Origin of the sequence: Shewanella sp. SM101, from assembly GCF_025654465.1 — a bacterium.
Classification (GTDB): Bacteria; Pseudomonadota; Gammaproteobacteria; order Enterobacterales; family Shewanellaceae; genus Shewanella; species Shewanella oncorhynchi.
This window is the reverse complement of record NZ_JAKKRH010000020.1, coordinates 1-20985: the sequence shown is the minus strand read 5'-3', so window position 1 is coordinate 20985 and position 20985 is coordinate 1. Positions and strand designations below refer to the sequence as shown.

Annotated in this window: 9 protein-coding genes; 7 read left to right on the top strand and 2 right to left on the bottom strand. The window is 45.4% G+C overall.

From position 1 onward, the window contains the following. Positions 1-57: 57 nt before the first annotated feature. The 6 genes from aceE (at position 58) to L5M38_RS12470 (ending at position 15957) form a co-directional block, all read left to right on the top strand. On the top strand, positions 58-2724 hold the full coding sequence (gene aceE, locus L5M38_RS12495; protein WP_105250400.1) for a pyruvate dehydrogenase (acetyl-transferring), homodimeric type: 2667 nt from the start codon (positions 58-60) through the stop codon (positions 2722-2724). A 12-nt stretch (positions 2725-2736) separates the two neighbouring features. Continuing rightward, on the top strand, positions 2737-4725 hold the full coding sequence (gene aceF, locus L5M38_RS12490; protein ID WP_263179302.1) for a dihydrolipoyllysine-residue acetyltransferase: 1989 nt from the start codon (positions 2737-2739) through the stop codon (positions 4723-4725). Between the two features lie 147 nt (positions 4726-4872). Further along, positions 4873-6300, top strand: a complete 1428-nt coding sequence (lpdA, locus tag L5M38_RS12485) for a dihydrolipoyl dehydrogenase (RefSeq protein WP_105250398.1) — start codon at positions 4873-4875, stop codon at positions 6298-6300. Between the two features lie 394 nt (positions 6301-6694). Next, the gene (locus L5M38_RS12480; protein WP_263179300.1) at positions 6695-11188 is read left to right on the top strand and encodes an EAL domain-containing protein; all 4494 of its coding nucleotides are present in this window, start codon (positions 6695-6697) and stop codon (positions 11186-11188) included. 281 nt (positions 11189-11469) lie between these two features. Next, entirely contained in the window at positions 11470-13686 is a 2217-nt protein-coding gene (locus L5M38_RS12475; RefSeq protein ID WP_263179299.1) for a patatin-like phospholipase family protein, read from the top strand. Positions 13687-13914: 228 nt separating this feature from the next. Further along, positions 13915-15957: a M13 family metallopeptidase gene (locus L5M38_RS12470; protein WP_263179298.1), complete on the top strand. Its 2043-nt coding sequence runs from the start codon at positions 13915-13917 to the stop codon at positions 15955-15957. A gap of 80 nt (positions 15958-16037) precedes the next feature. On the opposite strand, the gene L5M38_RS12465 is transcribed toward L5M38_RS12470, so the two are convergent. Then, complete coding sequence (locus tag L5M38_RS12465) at positions 16038-16379, bottom strand: DUF2845 domain-containing protein (RefSeq protein ID WP_028759308.1); 342 nt, start codon at positions 16377-16379, stop codon at positions 16038-16040. A gap of 95 nt (positions 16380-16474) precedes the next feature. Then, positions 16475-17134: a hexitol phosphatase HxpB gene (hxpB, locus tag L5M38_RS12460; protein ID WP_263169644.1), complete on the bottom strand. Its 660-nt coding sequence runs from the start codon at positions 17132-17134 to the stop codon at positions 16475-16477. A gap of 434 nt (positions 17135-17568) precedes the next feature. Between hxpB and acnB the strand changes: the two genes are divergently transcribed. After that, a complete protein-coding gene (gene acnB / locus L5M38_RS12455) occupies positions 17569-20166 on the top strand; it encodes a bifunctional aconitate hydratase 2/2-methylisocitrate dehydratase (RefSeq protein ID WP_263169648.1) in 2598 nt (865 codons plus the stop codon). Positions 20167-20985: the final 819 nt, after the last annotated feature.

Genomic DNA, 20985 nt, shown 5'->3' with positions numbered 1-20985 from the left:
AATCGGAATATGCCGCAAACACCATTCATTATCATGTATATAGAGAAGGACAGTGTCATGTCTGAAGATATGCTACAAGACGTAGATCCGTTAGAGACTCAGGAATGGGTTGATGCCCTGCAAGCCGTGTTGGAACAGGAAGGCCCAGAGCGCGCGCATTTTTTACTAGAAAAGCTGATCGATAAAGCGCGTCGTAATGGCACTCACTTGCCTTATAACGCCACAACGGCTTACCTGAACACTATCCCTGCGGGTCAAGAGCCGCACATGCCTGGCAACCAAGAGATGGAACGTCGCATTCGCGCCATCATCCGTTGGAACGCTTTAGCTATGGTGCTTCGTGGTTCTAAGAAAGATTTAGAATTAGGCGGCCATATTTCAAGCTTCGCCTCAAGCGCGACTATTTATGACGTATGTTTTAACCACTTCTTCCGCGCACCAAATGAAAAAGACGGTGGCGATTTAGTGTATTTCCAAGGCCATATCGCCCCTGGCATTTATGCGCGTTCATTCTTAGAAGGTCGCTTAAGCGAAGACCAACTGGCTAACTTCCGTCAAGAAGTGGATGGCAAGGGTCTGTCTTCATACCCACATCCAAAACTGATGCCGGATTACTGGCAATTTCCAACGGTTTCTATGGGCTTAGGTCCTATCCAAGCGATTTATCAGGCGCGTTTCCTGAAATATCTGACTGACCGTGGTCTGAAAGATTGTTCAGCACAAACCGTTTACTGTTTCTTAGGTGATGGTGAGTGTGATGAGCCAGAAGCTTTAGGTGCGATTGGTTTAGCGGCCCGTGAAGAATTAGATAACTTAGTCTTCATCGTTAACTGTAACTTACAGCGTCTTGATGGCCCTGTACGTGGTAACGGTAAGATCATCCAAGAACTTGAAGGCGAATTCCGCGGCGCAGGCTGGGAAGTCGTTAAAGTGATTTGGGGTCGTTACTGGGATCCATTATTAGCCCGTGATACGAGCGGTAAGTTACTGCAGTTAATGGAAGAAACCGTTGACGGTGAATACCAAAACTGTAAAGCCAAAGGTGGCGCTTATACTCGCGAACACTTCTTTGGTAAGTATCCTGAAACGGCCGAAATGGTGGCTAACATGTCAGATGATGACATTTGGCGCTTAAACCGTGGCGGTCATGATCCGGTGAAAGTATACGCAGCCTTAGATCACGCGCAAAAAACCAAAGGTCGCCCAACGGTGATTTTAGCTAAGACTGTAAAAGGTTACGGCTTAGGTGATGCGGGTGAAGGTAAAAACATCGCTCACAACGTGAAGAAAATGGGTATCGAGTCTATCCGTTACTTCCGCGATCGTTTCAATATTCCGATCCCAGATGACCAGTTAGAAGATCTGCCTTTCTATCACCCAGGTCCAGATTCTGAAGAAGTGAAGTACATGATGAGCCGTCGTGAAGCGCTGCATGGCAGCGTGCCACAACGTCGTCAAAAGTTCACCGAAGAGATGGAAGTGCCGTCACTGAAGATTTTCGATTCGATTTTACAGGGCTCTAACGGCCGTGAAATTTCATCGACTATGGCATTCGTTCGTGTTCTGACAGCTCTGCTGAAAGACAAGAAAATTGGCAAAAATATTGTGCCAATTATTCCTGACGAAGCTCGTACTTTCGGTATGGAAGGTTTGTTCCGTCAAGTGGGTATTTATGCTCACGAAGGTCAAAAATATATTCCGCAGGATTCTGACCAAGTTGCTTACTACCGTGAAGATAAAACCGGCCAAGTATTGCAAGAAGGGATTAACGAACTCGGCGCTATGTCTTCATGGGTATCAGCAGCGACGAGCTACTCAGTCAATGATACACCTATGATCCCGTTCTACATCTACTACTCAATGTTCGGTTTCCAACGTATTGGTGACATGGCTTGGGCTGCGGGTGATATGCGTGCTCGTGGTTTCTTAGTCGGTGGCACTTCAGGTCGTACAACGCTTAACGGCGAAGGTTTACAGCATCAAGACGGTCACAGCCACGTATTGGCGAACACTATCCCTAACTGTATTACTTACGATCCAACATACGGCTACGAAATCGCCGTTGTGGTACAAGATGGTATCCGTCGTATGTACGGCGAAAATCAAGAAGATATCTTCTACTACTTGACCACAATGAACGAAAACTATGAGCAACCAGCCATGCCAGAAGGCGCGGAAGTGGGCATAGTCAAAGGTATCTATAAGTTAGAAACGGTTGCGGGCTCAGGTAAAGGCAAAGTTCAGTTAATGAGCTGTGGCACTATCCTTGAACAAACCCGTAAAGCGGCGCAAGCACTGGCGAAAGACTTCGGTATTACTGCCGACGTATTTAGCGTCACTAGCTTCAACGAATTGACTCGCGATGGTCAAGCCGCTGAACGTTGGAACATGCTGCACCCAACCGAAACGCCAAAACAAGCCTATATCAGCCAAGTGATTTCAAGTGATGCACCTGCAATCGTCGCGACTGACTATATGAAGATTTACGGCGAACAGTTACGTGCTTATATTCCTACCGATTACAAAGTGTTAGGTACTGACGGTTTCGGTCGTTCAGACAGTCGCGAGAATCTGCGTCACCACTTTGAAGTGGACGCTAAGTTCATCGTTATTGCGGCACTGAAATCACTGGTTGATCGCAAAGAGCTGCCTGTCGATGTGTTAGCAAAAGCCATTAAAGAATATGGTATCGACGCTGACAAGATCAATCCACAGTACGCGTAAGAGGCAATAAAAATGGCTGAATTAAAAGAAGTTTTTGTTCCTGATATCGGCGGCGATGAAGTGCAAGTGATCGAAATTTGTGTGGCTGTGGGTGATACCCTAGCGGCAGAAGAATCGATTCTTACCGTCGAAAGCGACAAGGCGACTATGGATATTCCAGCGCCTTTCGCCGGTGTTTTAGCCGAATTGAAAGTGGCTGTGGGCGATAAAGTATCTGAAGGTACTTTGATTGCTATGATGCAAGCGGCGGGCGCGGCAGCTGCTGCTCCGGCTCCAGTTGCTGCACCCGCTCAGGCGGCACCAGCATCTGCACCAGTTCAAGCGGCTCCTGCCCCTGTGGCTGCTGCTCCTGCGACGGGCGCAACCAAAGTGGTTGAAGTGACTGTTCCTGATATCGGTGGCGACACTGATGTATCGGTTATCGAAGTCCTGGTTGCTGTCGGTGACAAGATTGAAGTTGATAGCGGTTTAATTACCCTAGAAACAGACAAAGCGACGATGGACGTGCCATCACCTTTCGCGGGTGTGGTTAAAGACGTTAAAGTTGCGGTTGGCGATAAAGTGTCGCAAGGCTCTTTAGTCATCATGCTTGAAGTGGGCGGCGCTGCACCTGCAGCCGCGCCAACTGTTGCTGCCCAAGCTGCTCCTGCCGCTACGGTAGCGCCAGTGGCTACTGCACCAGCGGCAAGTGTGGTTGCGGTAAAAGAAATTCAAGTGCCGGATATTGGCGATGCCAGCAATGTCGATGTGATCGAAGTGCTCGTGTCTGTCGGTGATGAAATCACTGCCGACCAAGGTTTGATTACGCTTGAAACTGACAAAGCCACCATGGAAGTGCCTGCGCCATTCGCCGGTAAACTGCTGTCTTTGACGGTTAAAGTGGGTGACAAGGTTTCTCAAGGTAGCGTCATTGCGACGATTGAGACGACTTCTGTTGCAACAGCAAGTGCTCCAGCACCTGCTGCACAAGCGGCGGCTCCTGCTCCAGTGAGCGCGGCGCCCGTTGCTGCACCTGCAAGCCGTCCACCAGTACCCCATCACCCAAGCGCAGGTACACCTGTGTCTACTGGTGCGGTACATGCGTCTCCTGCTGTACGTCGTTTAGCCCGTGAGTTTGGTGTCGACTTGACCCAAGTGACAGGTTCTGGCCGTAAAGGTCGCATTATGAAAGAAGACGTACAGGCGTATGTTAAATACGAACTGTCGCGTCCGAAAGCGACTGCGGCAACTTCTGTTGGTTCAGGTAATGGCGGCGGTCTGCAAGTGATTGCAGCACCTAAAGTTGATTTCAGTAAGTTTGGTGAAGTGGAAGAGATTCCATTAAGCCGTATCCAGAAGATTTCTGGCCCTAACTTACACCGCAACTGGGTGACTATCCCTCACGTGACTCAGTTCGATGAAGCTGATATCACTGAAATGGAAGAGTTCCGCAAGCAGCAAAACGATGTAGCGGCGAAGAAAAAAGCCGATTACAAGATCACGCCTTTAGTGTTTATGCTGAAAGCTGTGGCTAAAACGTTGCAACAGTTCCCTGTGTTCAACTCGAGCTTAAGCTCTGATGGCGAATCACTGATCCAGAAGAAGTATTTCCACATCGGTGTGGCGGTTGATACGCCAAACGGTTTGGTTGTGCCAGTCGTGCGTGACGTGGATAAGAAAGGCATTATCGAGTTATCTCGTGAACTGGCTGATATCTCTATCCGTGCCCGTGATGGCAAGCTGAAATCTGCTGATATGCAAGGTAGCTGTTTCACCATTTCAAGTTTAGGTGGTATTGGCGGTACGGCGTTTACGCCTATCGTGAACTACCCTGACGTGGCGATTTTAGGTGTGTCTAAATCTGAAATTAAGCCTAAGTGGAATGGTAAAGAGTTCGAGCCTAAATTGATGTTGCCGCTGTCACTGTCATACGATCACCGCGTGATCGATGGTGCCATGGCTGCACGTTTTAGTGTGACGCTGTCAGGAATTCTGTCCGATATTCGTACTTTGGTTCTGTAAGCATATAAGGCTGCTCATCTTGAGCAGCCTTTTGTTTATTGTGATCAGTATCAAACACAGGTTAAAATGCGCCCACCTTACGCGCTGGCGCATTTTCGGTTGGCAGGATAGCTCCTCCAACGGATTGAATGAGAATTAGAGGAAAACATGAGTAACGAAATCAAAACTCAGGTAGTGGTATTAGGTGCAGGTCCTGCAGGTTATTCTGCGGCTTTCCGTGCTGCTGACTTAGGTCTGGAAACCATCATAGTTGAACGTTTTAGCACTTTAGGTGGCGTGTGTCTTAACGTGGGTTGTATCCCATCTAAAGCCTTACTGCACGTTGCTAAAGTTATCGAAGAAGCCAAAGCGGTTGCCGCTCACGGTGTGGTCTTCGGCGAGCCAACTATCGATTTAGATAAGTTACGTGGCTTTAAAGAAAAAGTCATTGGCCAATTAACTGGCGGATTGGGCGGCATGTCCAAAATGCGTAAAGTTAACGTGGTTAACGGTTTTGGTAAATTCACTGGCCCTAACACGCTAGAAGTGACTGCTGAAGATGGCACTGTGACTAAAGTGACTTTCGAGCAAGCGATCATTGCTGCGGGTTCTCGTCCAATCAAACTGCCATTTATTCCGCATGAAGATCCACGTATTTGGGATTCGACTGACGCATTAGAACTGAAAGAAGTTCCAGGCAAGTTGTTAGTGATGGGTGGCGGTATTATCGGTCTAGAAATGGGTACTGTGTACGCTTCTTTAGGTAGCCAAATCGACGTGGTTGAGATGTTCGACCAAGTGATCCCTGCGGCTGATAAAGATGTGGTTCGCGTATTTACTAAGCAAATCAAGAAGAAGTTCAACCTGATCCTTGAAACTAAAGTCACAGCGGTCGAAGCCCGTGAAGACGGTATTTATGTTTCTATGGAAGGTAAGAGCGCGCCAACTGAAGCTGTTCGTTACGATGCCGTATTAGTGGCTATTGGCCGTGCACCTAATGGCAAGTCGTTAGATGCTGAAAAAGCAGGTGTTAACGTTGATGAGCGTGGCTTTATCAAGGTTGATAAGCAACTGCGTACTAACGTACCGCACATTTATGCTATCGGCGACATCGTTGGTCAACCAATGTTGGCTCACAAAGGCGTGCACGAAGGCCATGTAGCGGCTGAAGTTATCGCTGGCATGAAGCACTACTTCGATCCAAAAGTCATCCCATCAATTGCTTACACTGACCCTGAAGTCGCTTGGGTTGGTTTGACTGAGAAAGAAGCGAAAGAGCAAGGTATTGCTTACGAAACCGCAACTTTCCCATGGGCTGCAAGTGGTCGTGCGATTGCGTCAGATTGTTCTGAAGGTATGACTAAGCTGATTTTCGACAAAGACACTCACCGCGTGATCGGTGGTGCTATTGTGGGTGTTAACGGCGGCGAGCTGTTAGGCGAAATCGGTCTAGCGATTGAAATGGGTTGTGATGCTGAAGATTTAGCATTAACCATTCACGCTCACCCAACACTGCACGAATCAGTAGGCTTAGCGGCTGAAATGTACGAAGGTTCTATTACTGATTTGCCAAACCCAAAGGCAAAGAAAAAGTAATTTAGCTGTCGATTAAAAAAGCGCTCACTTGAGCGCTTTTTTATTGCCTGTATTTTTTTTGTAACTTTTATGTAAACAAGCGGATGAATTGAAGGGATTGAGCTGTTACAGTACAGTTATACCCAAGCGACCTCAAAATACGAGTTTCAGAGCGCCCAGGGTGCTTCAATTCAAGGCGCATCAGTGAAAAAATGTGGCCACCTTTTGAATTGATGCAACACGGAAGTGGAGTGCCCTGGGTGCTCCGTCCCGGTGGCTGATGTTAACCACGGGGTAACGCACTTTATGCGGTGTTGGCTATTTTTGACTTAGCCCACTAGGCCTGCAAATAGCCGTCTTGCCTAAAGTGCGTTAAATTCCCGCTGAATTCTGCATTTTGAGGTGGTTTGGGTATATGTATGAAGTAAGTTGTCACATGCAAACAAAAATAATTAGAACAATTCTGACATGTTTCATCCTTTCACTGATTAGCGTCCATTCGGCTTGGGCGGGCGGCTTTGTGCAGCGTGTTTTTACCGATAGAGACGGTTTAGCTGTCACCAGCATCCGAGGTTTAGCCTTAGATGACTACGGTTTTGTATGGGCCGCGACTGAGCAGGGCTTGTATCGGGTCAGTAATTCTAAGGTGCGGCGTATTGATAAAATTGGCACGGAATCACGGCTTGCGGATGACTTTTTAACGACAGTGGTGAACATCGACCGAGACAAGTTATTGGTCAGCACCAATGCCGCGATTTACCTTTACGATATAGTGCAAAATCAATTTACCGCATTTGGTTCTCCCTATCTATTCCCGCAGTTTCCAGGTGGTGCGCTGATATCGGCAGCCCGCAAGAATAGCAAAACATGGCGATTATTAATTGATAATGGTCAGATCTATGAGTTTTCCCCTTCAAAGTCAGAACTTCGCCTTATCACTCAATTAGCTGTTAATCGCGACCTTCCTTGGCGCAAGTTATTGCTTATGCCCAATGGACACATGTTGGTTGCGGGGCAGTTGCAACTAGAGCTCCTCGATAACAAGGGCGAACGGCTGTTCCAATACCCTTGGACCGAATCTATGGGCAGTATTCTCGATATGTTGGAGGATACTCAACATAGGATCTGGATTGCGACAGGGCGTGGCGTTTATCAATTAGATCAAATCGCTCATCAAATTACACCTGTGCCAGAATTACCCGATTGGAGCACAGCGATCATTGAAGATGCTAAAGGGGATTTGTGGTTTGCCAGTCGTATTGGCTTGTTAAAATGGTCGCCTCAGACGCGGTTGATTGAGAATTATCAGCAAGAGTTGAAGGCTGAGGCCAACATGGAAACACTGAAAGCCATGTTGTTTGATGATGCAGGTTTGATGTGGGTTGGAGGCTCTGGTGATGGATTGGCATTGTTAGCGTCACCGCCTGATTTCATTCTTGATACTTATGCGGCAGATAAACCCTATCAGCTGAGCGATGCCATGACTTGGTCTGTACATGCCAGTGATGAAGGGGTTTGGCTCGGTTCTTCTAGTTTAGATTTTGTTGCTAAGGGCAGTAAAAAAGCGGTTAACATTCCGATTGAGGGGTTTAATCCCCACGAAAGTATTTATGATATTAGTGAGTTTGAGGACCATTATTTACTGATCTCAACAACCAGTGGTCTTTTTGTTATTGATAAAGAGACCTTGCAAGGCAGCAGTTTTTCTAAATGGACTCACGGTCAGGATGACTTTAAAAATAAGCTCATATATAAAACTTATCGGGATCCCAAACTGAAAGGACGTGTCTGGATTGCGACTACCACGGGACTCTATTTTTGGGAAATGGGACTCTATGAGCCCCAGCCATTTGATATTGATAAGTCATCGAACGAATTTGATGGCCCCAAGCGGCCAGTGATCCGCACAATTTATCGTACCTCTGACGGTCGTCTTTGGGTTGGCGGTAAAAAAGTCTTTGGTTACATAGACAGTCAAAACGAGTTTCATGATCAACGGCACTTATTTAATGCTTTTGCGGCACAACCAACGATTAGCCATATTGAAGAAATGTCCCCGGGAATTATCTGGTTTGGTTCCTATGAAAAAGGTTTGTTTGAATATCAGCAGCAGACGGAATCGTTAGTTTCACTGACTTCCGAATGGCAATTAAATTGTAGTTCAGTGTTTTTTATTCAAAAGACCCCGAAGTCAAATCTTGTGGGTTGTGCTGATTCTTTGATTCGTCAGGATATTCAAACGGGCAATATCGCCATGTTTAATCAACTCGATGGTTTGATTTCCGATGAAATGAACGAGGGCGCTTATTTTTATTCGCCAAAAACAGGCTTTTACTTAGGAACACCTGAAGGTGTGATGCGACTCGATGTCAATAGGCTGGTCAATCGTATAACCGATGACCATGTGATGCTTGAATCTGTCTCTGTGTACTATAACAACACGACAGAAGTATCCTTGTTGCCGCGTAACCTGATGACCATCAAACCCGATGCGAATATGGTGAGTTTTCAAATCACTAACTTAGATTATCTCGATGATTCGCCAATTCAATTTAAATACCGATTACGTTATCAGGATGAAGATAGCCATTACGTCTTGTTGCAGGGGGAATCTCAGATCAACCTCGCAGGATTAGCTGCGGGTGGCTATGTGCTAGATATTTTGAGTCAAGTTAACGGGATATGGTCAGATAAGCCGTTCTCTTATCCTTTTCATGTTGAGCAACATTGGTGGTTATCCCAAGGTTTTAAAGGTATTTTGCTGCTGTTATTTTCTATTATTGCTTTAAGTCTTGCTTGGTATCGGCAACGACAGATCAATACATTTAAGCAGATGAATTTGGCATTAACGGAGAGTGAAGACAGGTTAAGGCAGTCTTTGCGTGGCAGTGACTCAGATCTCTGGGAGTGGCATAAAAATACTCAGGCATTTCACCTTGATAATCGCGGTTCGGTGCTTGGTACGCATGCCAATGAGATTGTGGTGAGCTTAGAGGATTTGCCTGTGCATCCGCAGGATAGGGAGAAAGCTCTCGCTCAGTGGGACAACATGATGGCGGGTGAGATTGACCGATTCGAGGCCGAATATCGCTATCAGCGTAAGGACGGTAATTGGGGATGGCTGAGGGTTAGAGGGCGGCCAGTTGCTCGCAATAAGCACTCAAATGAAATTGAACGGGTCGCGGGTATTTATAGCGATATTACTGTGCAACGCCAGCTAGAGGATGAAATTAATTTATTGGCGAAAGCGTTTGGCAATACCTCTGAAGGTGTGTTGATTTTAGATGTCGAAGGCGGTATTCGCGTTGCGAATTACGCTGCGCAACAAATTATTGGTATAGATTCTGACGACTTAGTTGGGCAACCATTTGCACAATTCGTACAGATGAATGACGGGTTAGCATCGGAGATTAAGCAACTTCTCCGTGATAGTCAGTCTTGGACCGGAGAGCGGGAGTTAATCCGTTCCAATCAGCAACTCTGTCCTGTATGGCTAAACGTGTCGGTGATGCAAAGCATTAACGGGAAAGTAACCCACTATGTGGTGGTATTTTCTGATATCACGGAGCGTAAACGTACTGAAGCCGATTTACGCCGTTTGGCTAATTACGATGTGCTTACTGGTTTGCCAAATCGCTCCTTATTTTCTAGCCGTCTATTACAGTCGATTCAAGCTGCGCAGCAAACAGGTGAGAAACTGGCGTTACTGTTTTTAGATCTCGATAGATTTAAGCATGTTAATGATTCCTATGGTCATAGCATGGGCGATGCACTGCTGGTCGAAGCATCAAGTCGACTGCAATCTTGTATTTCCAGCGAGCATTTACTCTGTCGTTTTGGTGGCGATGAATTTGTGATTTTACTCCGCAATGCAAACAGCATTGACGATATTAACCATGTCGCCGAGCGCCTGTTGGAGCAAATTGTCGCGCCTTTTAAGTTGTATGGTCGGGAATTTTATATTTCTACCAGTATAGGCATCAGTATTTGGCCCGACGATGCGGTGCAGCCTGAGGCTTTTATCAAGAATGCCGATCTTGCTATGTACCATGCCAAAGAAGAAGGGCGAGGCAATTTTCAATATTATTCCTCGGAGCGTAATGCTCAAGCCCTCTATCATTTACGGCTTGAAGCCGATTTACGCAAAGCTATAGAGCGGCAAGAGTTCGAGCTTTATTACCAGCCGCAAATTGATATTTTGCGTAATGATAAGCTCATAGGAATGGAGGCATTAATTCGCTGGAAACATCCGCAAGACGGCTTTATTCGCCCCGATATTTTCATTAAAGTTGCTGAGGCTTGCGGTTTAATTGTTGATATTGACCGCTGGGTATTAAGACAAGCCTGTGTGCAGGGGGCCAATTGGACTAAGCGCTATGGCTCGGGCTTTAAGTTGTCGGTTAATATTTCGGCGGTGCATTTTAGGCAGCCAGATTTTATTGAAGATATCCAAAGAATTTTACAAGAAACCCAAATGCCAACAGCATCTTTAGGATTAGAAATCACCGAAGGCGTATTGATGAAGGAGTTGCATGTCGCTAAAGACCATCTGACTCGATTGAAATCTTTGGGGATCGAGGTTGCCATCGATGACTTTGGTACTGGGTATTCTTCACTGGCTTATTTGCGTAATTTTGAGGTCAATACTCTAAAAATTGATCGCTCATTTTTGATTGATATCGCCACTAATACCGCAGATCAGGCGATTGTGAGCAGTATTATTGAATTAGCCCGTAACCTTAAATTAAATGTGGTTGCTGAAGGGATTGAGACGGTTGAGCAGTTAGAGCAAGTATTTAGCCGTGGCTGTTATATTATTCAAGGGTATTATTTTGCTAAACCTATGTGCGTTGATGATTTTGAGCGCTATTTAGAGACAGATAACAAAATCGTCTCTATTGATCATTAAGCTAGAAACATAGTCTATTATTGGCTCGCGAATACTTAATATTTGTACCGCTGATGGGCAATCGTCTGCACGATATAAGCCAGTGAGCTTGAGATGTAAACGTTATCGTCTTCAGTGATGATGGATATTTTGTTTAGCGGTTTATTCAATTAAACTTCATCTGTTTGTATAAAGAGTACACAAACTTATCACTAGTCGGTCCAGATAAAATATGACTGACGGTTAAATCGATAAGTTTGTTAATATAACTCGGATTTTTATCCCATAAAAAGTAGCCTCACATGATGCGTCAACTACTCGCTTCTATTATTTTGTGTTTATGTGTTACCCCGTCTTTGGCTGCAGAGCGCCTTAAAATTGGTGTCGTACTCAGTGGTGGTGGTGCTAAAGGCGCTGCTCACGTGGGCGTGCTCAAAATATTAGAAGAACATAACATCCCAGTCGATTATATCGCGGGCACCAGCATAGGTGCCTATGTCGCTGGCATGTATTCACTGGGTTACAGTGCGAGTGAAGTGGAAGCTATCATGATGGGGGTCAACTGGGACAGTGGCTACTCGGACACCATACCGCGCAATATTTTGAGTTACAGGGATAAACAGTTACGCGACCGTTACAATATTCCGTTAAACATTGGCTATAACGAAGGCCAAGTGAGGGCGCCAAGTGGTCTGCTACGTGGACAGACTATGTCGCAACTTTTACGTCAGTCGACAGATCTGGTACAGCAATTTGGTCATTTTGATGATTTAGCCATTCCCTACCGAGCGGTTGCAACCGACTTAGAAACTAGCTTACCTGTGGTGATTAGTCACGGCAGTATGGTTAAAGCTATGCAAGCGTCTGCAACTGTACCTGGTGCACTTCAGCCCGCACAAATTGAAGGCAAGTTATTGGTAGATGGTGGTATTGCTAATAACATGCCCGTCGATGTGGTTAAGGCCATGGGAGCCGATATTATTATCGCCGTCGATATTGGCTCGCCTCTGGTTAAAAAAGATAAATTAGACAGTACTATCGCAGTGCTTGATCAGCTCTCTAATTTTTTGACCAATGCCAGCACTGAAAAACAAAAACAATTACTGACAGATAAAGATGTATTGATCCGACCCGCGATTGACGCCCTCAGCACCACTGATTTCACTATTATGCCGCTGGCATTAACCCTTGGAAAAGAAGCCGCTAATGGTCAGCTTTATAAGTTGAGCAGTATGAGCGTGAGCCCCGAGGAATATGCCGCCTACGTCGAGGCTAAAAAAGCCAAAGGTAAATTATTAATGGCGGATGTACGTCATCCCATTAATGAAATCGTATTTGATAACCAATCTAAGGTGAGTTTGAATCTCTTGACGGAAACCTTGGATATTAAACCTGGGCAAGCTGTATCTAAAGACGAGCTTAATGAGGCGTTAAAGCGTATTTACTCTCTCAATAAATTTGAGCGTGTCGATGCTGAATTTGTAGAAGGTGAGGATGGCCGCATACTCACAGTCACCACTAAGGCTAAGTCTTGGGGGCCGAATTATTTCCAACTGGGCTTTAATTGGGAGGATGACTTTAATTCAGAATCTGCCATCAGTTTTGACATGGCTTATACCATGACCGATTTGACCTTTAATGGTGGAGAGTGGCGCAATGAGGTCAAACTCGGCATTGAAAAGTTGTTTGCAACTGAGTTTTATCAGCCTTTAGACAGGGACCAACAGTTCTTTAGCCGTGCCCGCTATCAATACGATACCCGTGATTGGGACTTATACGATAATAACAGTCGTATCTTAACCTTCGACAAGAAAACCCATACGATTGAATTAGGCATAGGTTATAACTACACCTTACAAGGGATGATTGAGTTAGGCTTAGTCGCAGAGAAGGGGTCGATAGTCAATGATGTTTGGTTAACGCAGGACTTAGATTTTAGTTCCTATGGTGCTTACTTTAGGTTCGGTTACGATAGCTTAGATAGCATTAGCTTTCCAACATCAGGTAATCGCGTAACTTTAAACGTTTACGTGCGCAATGAAGATTTCAATGACAGTATCGACGATAATCAAAACCAATTTAGTGTGCAAATAGAGGCCGACTGGAAAGGTGCCTTGAGTGTAGGTAACCACGCTTTTGTTGGTAAGGCATCAATTGCTACTAACAATAATGATGGGGTCAATACGCTGCATTTATCTGAGCTGGGAGGATTCTTAAACCTGTCTGGTTACCATAAAGATTCAATTATGGGCGCACATAAAGTGTTTGGGGCCTTTATTTATCAATATGATCTCGGGCGTGATGCGCTAGGTATGACTGATTATCCTCTATACCTAGGTTGGAGCTTAGAGGCGGGAAATGTCTGGGACGAGCGCACTGATGTCACCCTGACCGATCTGATTTATGCATCGAGTCTTTATATCGGTACAGATACTTCCATGGGACCCGCGGCACTTGGTTTTGGGATCACAGATCTTGGCGATAAGTCTTTCTATTTATTTGTGGGTAAAAACTTCTAGTTTGAGATTGGTGTATAGAACTTAAGGGCATGACTGAGGTTGTGCCCTTACTTTTTGGTCGATGGAAAAACTATAAGCGTCATCCTTATGGAAGTTAGCTTGCCGAAATAGCTAAGAGTGTCGCTAAAGTGTCATATCCTTTTACAAAATCTTACTACTGTGAGGCGTGTCAAGATGCTAAGGTTTTGCGGGAAAAATAATAACTCTCAACGGAAGCTGGGGAAAACAATGAAGAAGATAAGCACACTGGCACTGAGTATCGCCTTGAGTTTAGGTTTAGCGGCTTGTAGTACTGAGCCTAAAACTGAAGCTGTCGCGGTGTCTGGCATTGAATTGCAAAACTTTGATGCCTCAGTTCGCCATCAAGATGATTTCTATTACAGCGTTAACGGAAAATGGTTGGCAAATACGCCTATTCCTGCTGACAAATCTAACTATGGCGCGTTTTCTGTGTTGTACGACCAAAGCCAAGATGCATTGAAGAAAATTATCGACGAAGCGGCCGCTAAAAAGAATCCTGCTGCAGGCTCTAATGAGCAGAAAATCGGTGATTTCAATGCCAGCTTCATGAATACCGATTTACTTGAAACCTTAGGTGTTACACCACTAAACCCTTTGCTGGCTGATATCGCAGCCGCAAAAACGCACGCTGACTTACCCGCTGTTATGGGCAAATTACTGACGACGGGTTCTGGTATTCCCTTTGGTTTTTACGTCAATAATGACGCCAAAAACTCAACCCAGTATGCGGTGTATTTAAGCCAGTCGGGCCTTACGCTACCGGATCGAGATTATTACCTAAAAGATGACCCTAAGTTTGCCGCTAATCGTCAAGCCATGGCCAAGTATGTGACAGACATACTTACCGAAGCAGGTTACAAGGACGCTAAACGTGCGGCTAAAAACGTCGCTGATATCGAAATGATGATCGCTAAAAGTCAGTGGAGCCGAGTCGAATCCCGTGATGCCAACAAGGCATACAACAAGTTAGATCGTGCTGAACTGCAAAAGTTAACCGGTCAATTCGATTTTAATGCCTTTGCTGCGAGTGCGGGCTTAGGCGATAAAGTGACTGAAGTGATCGTGCGTCAGCCCTCTTATTTTGAAAAACTCGGCGCCAGTTTCGAGACATTCCCAGTATCGGCTTGGCAGGATTATCTTGCTTTCCACTTAGTGGATAGCTACGCCGAGTTACTGAGTAAAAACTTTGTTGATTTGAACTTTGCCTTTAAGAGCAAAACCTTAATGGGTATCGAAGAGCAGCAGCCACGCTGGAAAAAAGCAGTTGATGGCGCCGACCAAGTGATTGGTGAGTTAGTGGGTGAAGAGTACGTTAAGCAATACTTCAAGCCAGAAGCTAAAGCACGCATGGAAACCATGATCAAAAACTTGATCAAAGGTTTTGAAGTCAGCATTAATGAACTTGAGTGGATGACGCCAGAAACCAAAATTGCCGCTCAAGAAAAACTGGCTAAATTTACCTACAAAATTGGCTATCCAGATAAATGGAAAGATTACTCAGGTTTAGATATTAAGGCTGACGAGTTAGTCGGTAACTACATGCGTTACGCTCAGTTTGAATATCAAGACATGATCAACAAGCTAGGCAAGCCAATTGATCGTACCGAATGGGGCATGACACCACAAACGGTGAATGCTTATTACAGTCCAGTTAAAAACGAAATTGTGTTCCCTGCTGCGATTCTGCAACCGCCATTCTTTAATATGGATGCCGATGATGCCGTTAACTACGGTGGTATCGGTGCCGTGATCGGCCATGAAATTAGCCATGGTTTTGATGACCAAGGCGCTAAATACGATGGTGATGGCAACCTGCGTGATTGGTGGTCAGATAAAGACAGAGAAGAGTTCCAAAAGCGCGGTAAGCAGTTGTCTGCCCAATACTCAGGTTATGAGGCAATGCCCGGCAAGTTTGTTAATGGTGATTTGACCTTAGGGGAAAACATCGGCGACTTAGGTGGTTTAGCTGTAGCGGCACGTTCGTATTTGATGAGCCTTAACGGCAAACCTGCACCTGTGCTCGATGGTTTAACGGGCGAGCAACGCTTCTTTGTGGGTTGGTCGCAAGTATGGCGCCGTAATTATCGTGATGAAGAGCTGAGCCGTCGTTTGCTGACAGATCCGCATTCACCGAGCCATTATCGTGCCATGGGTACACCACGTAACGTGGAAGCCTTTTATAAGGCCTTCGAGATGAAAGAAGGCGATAAAATGTATTTAACACCAGATGAACGTGTGAAAATTTGGTAATACATTCAGTAGATTGAAATAAGAAAAGCCAGACAATGTCTGGCTTTTTTATTGATGACAATAATCAATGATGCTGCCGATTAATGTCCATAACCTAAGGATTCAATTTTTGTGACTTTATTATCAGTGGCATACAGGCGACGCATTAAGCGTGTTGGTCCAAAGTCATAGGTCCATTCTTGATACTCAGTTGGCAACTTGCTGGGATCGATCACCCTGTCTCCGTTAGCGTTGAGATAAGTCGCTGGCAGACTGTATTCTCGAATATCACTGGGCGAGCCGCATTTATCCTGCACAGTCGTTAAAGTATCGCCCGTATTGATCACTTGTTGTTTGCAGTGCATGGTCTCACCTGCGCTAGCGGGTAAACAGGTGGACATGAGTATTAAGCCCATGGGCAGTATTAAGGACAGGTATTTCACATTGAATTCCTTCTGATGCATACACCATTGTGCTATTTATCCGTAGGGCAAAGACTAAGCTTATCCGCCCTGCAGAAACTCGGTGTGTTGTGACGTTATTTTGCCAAAATTGTTGTTAATGCCAACAAACTCTCGGCCTGATGATGGGCGATAATCCACTTAGCATCGCCTTTTTGTTCTGGCGCAGGGATCGCGACCGTTTGCATGTTGGCTGCTCTGGCGGCAATTAAGCCGTTAAAGGAATCTTCGATGGCAAGACAACAACGGGGATCAACATCTAACGCCTTAGCGCAATTCAAATAAACTTCTGGGTGGGGTTTGCCATAGATTAGGTGTTCAGCCGATTCTATCGCCATAAACTTTTCACTGAGATCTAACTTCGTTAATACTGCTTGGATAATGGTATTTGGGGATGAAGTCGCTAAGCCGATTTTAAGGCCAAGCGCTTGGCAGTGATCAATCGCTTCGTGGACGCCCTGCATAGCTTCGCCGCTAACCAGAATTTCATTTGCAACTTTATCAACAATCGTTTGGCTGACCTTGGCATTATCATAGTGTGGCCAAGGAGCCTTGTGGTACCAATAATCGACGCATTGATCGATGCGTAAGCCCGTGGTTTGTTGAATCGTTTCTATCGTCACTGGCACGCCGAGTGCGGATAACACTTCATACTCGACTCGCTGCCATAGAGGTTCTGAATCGATTAAAACGCCATCCATATCAAAAATAACGGCTTGAATGCTAAGGGATGTCATTGGTACTCCGATGGACTAAGGAAATAACTGAGATATGCAGTAAATTAAGCCTGAGTGTAAGTTCTCGCACTGCATCTTAAAAGCCAAAATGCAGCAAGATGAGAAAAATTTATACCTATTTGCTTTGGGGCGCGGAAAATTGCTTGTTCGATTTAAAATTAATGAAACATTGTTAACTATTTGTAGTGTATGGTTTTTTGTCTGTTTTCAAACTATTGTCTAATTTCACTTGTTTTAATCTTCCCGTAAGTTGGCATTCGCCGCCGGATTTAGTCCTTATTTCGCTTTTTGCCGAGTGTGACCAGATTCATACTTTTGCAAAGCTGTAGTATACTGCAGGCCGGAAATACGGGTCGATCATGTCGGACTGTCAGCTTCAATTAAGAAGACGTGCAGTTTCGTTGTTAGAGCGCCAAACAAAGAGGAATGTTGCCGTGCTAGAAGCATATCGTAAACACGTCGCAGAACGTGCTGCAGAGGGCGTAGTCCCTAAGCCATTAGATGCACATCAAGTGGCTGAACTGGTTAAGTTAGTTCAAAACCCACCCGCAGGTGAAGAGGCTTTCGTTCTCGACCTGCTTGAAAATCGAATTCCCCCAGGTGTTGATGAAGCCGCTTACGTTAAGGCTGCTTTTTTAGATGCGGTTGCCAAAGGCGCTGAAAAATCACCGATTCTGTCTGCTGAGCGTGCTACTGAGTTGTTAGGCACAATGCAAGGCGGCTACAACATCGAACCTCTGATCGCGCAGCTGGATAATCCAGCGTTAGCACCTTTAGCCGTTAAAGCTTTATCTCACACTCTGCTGATGTTTGATTCTTTCCACGATGTGGTTGAGAAGATGGAAGCGGGCAATGAGTTTGCTAAGCAAGTGGTTGAAGCGTGGGCGAATGCAGATTGGTATTTAAGCCGTCCAAAACTGGCCGACAAAGTCACTCTGACAGTATTTAAAGTTTCTGGTGAAACCAACACCGATGACTTGTCACCTGCACCAGATGCATGGTCACGTCCTGATATCCCATTGCACGCGTTAGCTATGCTGAAAAACGCCCGTGATGGTATCGAGCCTGATGTTGCTGGTGCCGTTGGCCCAGTGAAAAAAATTGAAGCATTAAAAGCACAAGGTCATCCATTAGTATATGTGGGTGACGTTGTGGGTACGGGTTCATCACGTAAATCTGCGACTAACTCAGTACTGTGGTTTATGGGCGATGATATTCCATTCGTACCTAACAAGCGCGCTGGCGGTTTCTGCCTTGGCGGTAAAATTGCACCGATTTTCTTCAACACTATGGAAGATGCGGGCGCACTGCCAATCGAGCTTGATGTGAACAAGATGGAAATGGGCGATGTGATTGACATCTACCCATACGCCGGTGTGGTTAAGCGTCACGATAGCGACGAAGTAATTTCAGAATTTAGCTTAAAAACGGAAGTCTTGTTAGACGAAGTTCGTGCTGGTGGTCGTATTCCATTGATCATCGGTCGTGGTTTAACTGACAAAGCCCGTGACGTATTAGGCTTAGGGTTATCTGACGTCTTTGTACGTTCTCAAGATGTCGCTGATACCGGTAAAGGTTATACGCTTGCGCAGAAGATGGTCGGTAAAGCTTGTGGCGTAGCGGGTGTGCGTCCTGGTCAATACTGCGAACCTAAGATGACGTCTGTCGGTTCACAAGACACGACAGGTCCTATGACCCGTGATGAGCTGAAAGATTTAGCTTGTTTAGGTTTTAGTGCTGATTTGACTATGCAGTCATTCTGCCACACTGCGGCTTATCCAAAGCCAGTGGATGTGAACACACATCATACTCTGCCAGATTTCATCATGAACCGCGGCGGTGTATCACTGCGTCCAGGTGACGGTGTTATCCACTCGTGGTTAAACCGTATGCTGCTACCAGATACCGTTGGTACGGGTGGTGACTCACATACGCGTTTCCCAATAGGTATTTCATTCCCAGCGGGTTCTGGCTTAGTAGCGTTTGCTGCTGCGACTGGCGTTATGCCACTCGATATGCCTGAATCCGTATTAGTGCGCTTCAAGGGCAAAATGCAACCGGGTATCACACTGCGTGATCTGGTTCATGCTATCCCATTAAAAGCCATTGAACTGGGCATGCTGACCGTTGAGAAGAAAGGTAAAGTAAACATCTTCTCTGGTCGCGTACTGGAAATCGAAGGTCTTGAAACCTTGAAAGTTGAACAAGCTTTCGAATTGTCTGATGCTTCAGCTGAGCGCTCTGCTGCCGGTTGTACCATCAAGTTAGACAAAGAACCTATCATTGAATACCTGAACTCAAACATCATCATGCTCAAGTGGATGATCGCTGAAGGTTATGGCGATCGTCGTACGATTGAACGTCGCATCAAAGGCATGCAAGAGTGGTTAGCCAATCCTGAGCTGATGAGTGCTGATAAAGATGCTGAGTACGCTGCAGTAATCGAAATCGACTTAAATGACATCAAAGAGCCAATCCTGTGTGCGCCAAACGATCCTGATGATGCCGTTTTACTGTCATCTGTTGCGCAAACTAAGATTGATGAAGTGTTCGTAGGTTCTTGTATGACCAACATCGGTCACTTCCGCGCAACCGGTAAGATGCTAGACAAGTTTGCTAAAACCCTGCCAACACGTCTGTGGATTGCACCACCGACTAAGATGGATAGAGATCAGCTGACTGAAGAAGGCTACTACGCGATTTTTGGTCGTGTAGGCGCGCGCATCGAGATCCCAGGTTGTTCACTGTGTATGGGTAACCAAGCACGTGTAGCTGAAGGTTCAACTGTGGTATCGACTTCTACCCGTAACTTCCCTAACCGTTTAGGTACAGGTGCTAACGTTTACTTAGCCTCTGCTGAACTGGCTGCGGTTGCTGCGCTGTTAGGTCGTCTGCCGTCACCTGAAGAATATCAAGAATACGCTAAAGAGTTAGACGCAACTGCGGCTGACACATACCGTTACTTGAACTTTGATCAAATCGAGTCTTACACAAAAAAAGCATCGGAAGTGATCTTCCAGACAGCTGTGTAATCGATTGCCGTTAAGGTAACTTGATGTAAAAAGCCAGCGTAAGCTGGCTTTTTTGTGGGTTTGTTTTATTTCTACATCTATATGCACCAATGAACCCTATCATAGTCATGCTTTAGTTCTTACATCACAAACTCGCTACTTACTAATGGTCACGCGTTGTCGCTATTAAAACAAATCCATTTAAGCCGATCCGTAGGTCAATCACACGCTTAGCCTCGTTTAATCTTCATTTTAAAAGACGAAAGTCTTCTATTTTTATAACTACTAACAAATCATCTGATGGCTTTTGGCTATACATAATGCGAAACAAAGGCGTAGTCTTGACTGAATTGTGGATAACTTTGGGGGTAAGTGGTGGGTATGGTGTGGCTAGATTAGATAATTAGAATTAACTGCAAATTTCCTTAAAATAGGGGTTGCGGACTTTCTTAATCTCCCTATAATGCGCATCCACTGACACGGCAGACAGCGTTAAGCAGGCTGGTGTGACAGTTCATCGATGAGTTTAGTGATTGATGAGTGTTAAGAAAGTTTGCAAAAACTCCTTGACGCGAAACGGGAAATGCGTAAAATACGCAGCCCTAGCCAACTGGAAGCGTTCGACGCTCAGTCTGGTACTCAAGTTCTCTTATGAATATTGAGTTGCTCTTTAACAAGATAAAACAAGAAATCTGTGTGGACACTCACAGGTGTTGAGTTAATCGAAACTGCTTAGCCTTCGGGTTGGCAGTCAAAAATTTAAATCAATGTAACAATGAGTGTTCATAGTAATATGTACAGTTTGTTTCTTTAGTTAGAAACAAAAAATCAGAATTCATT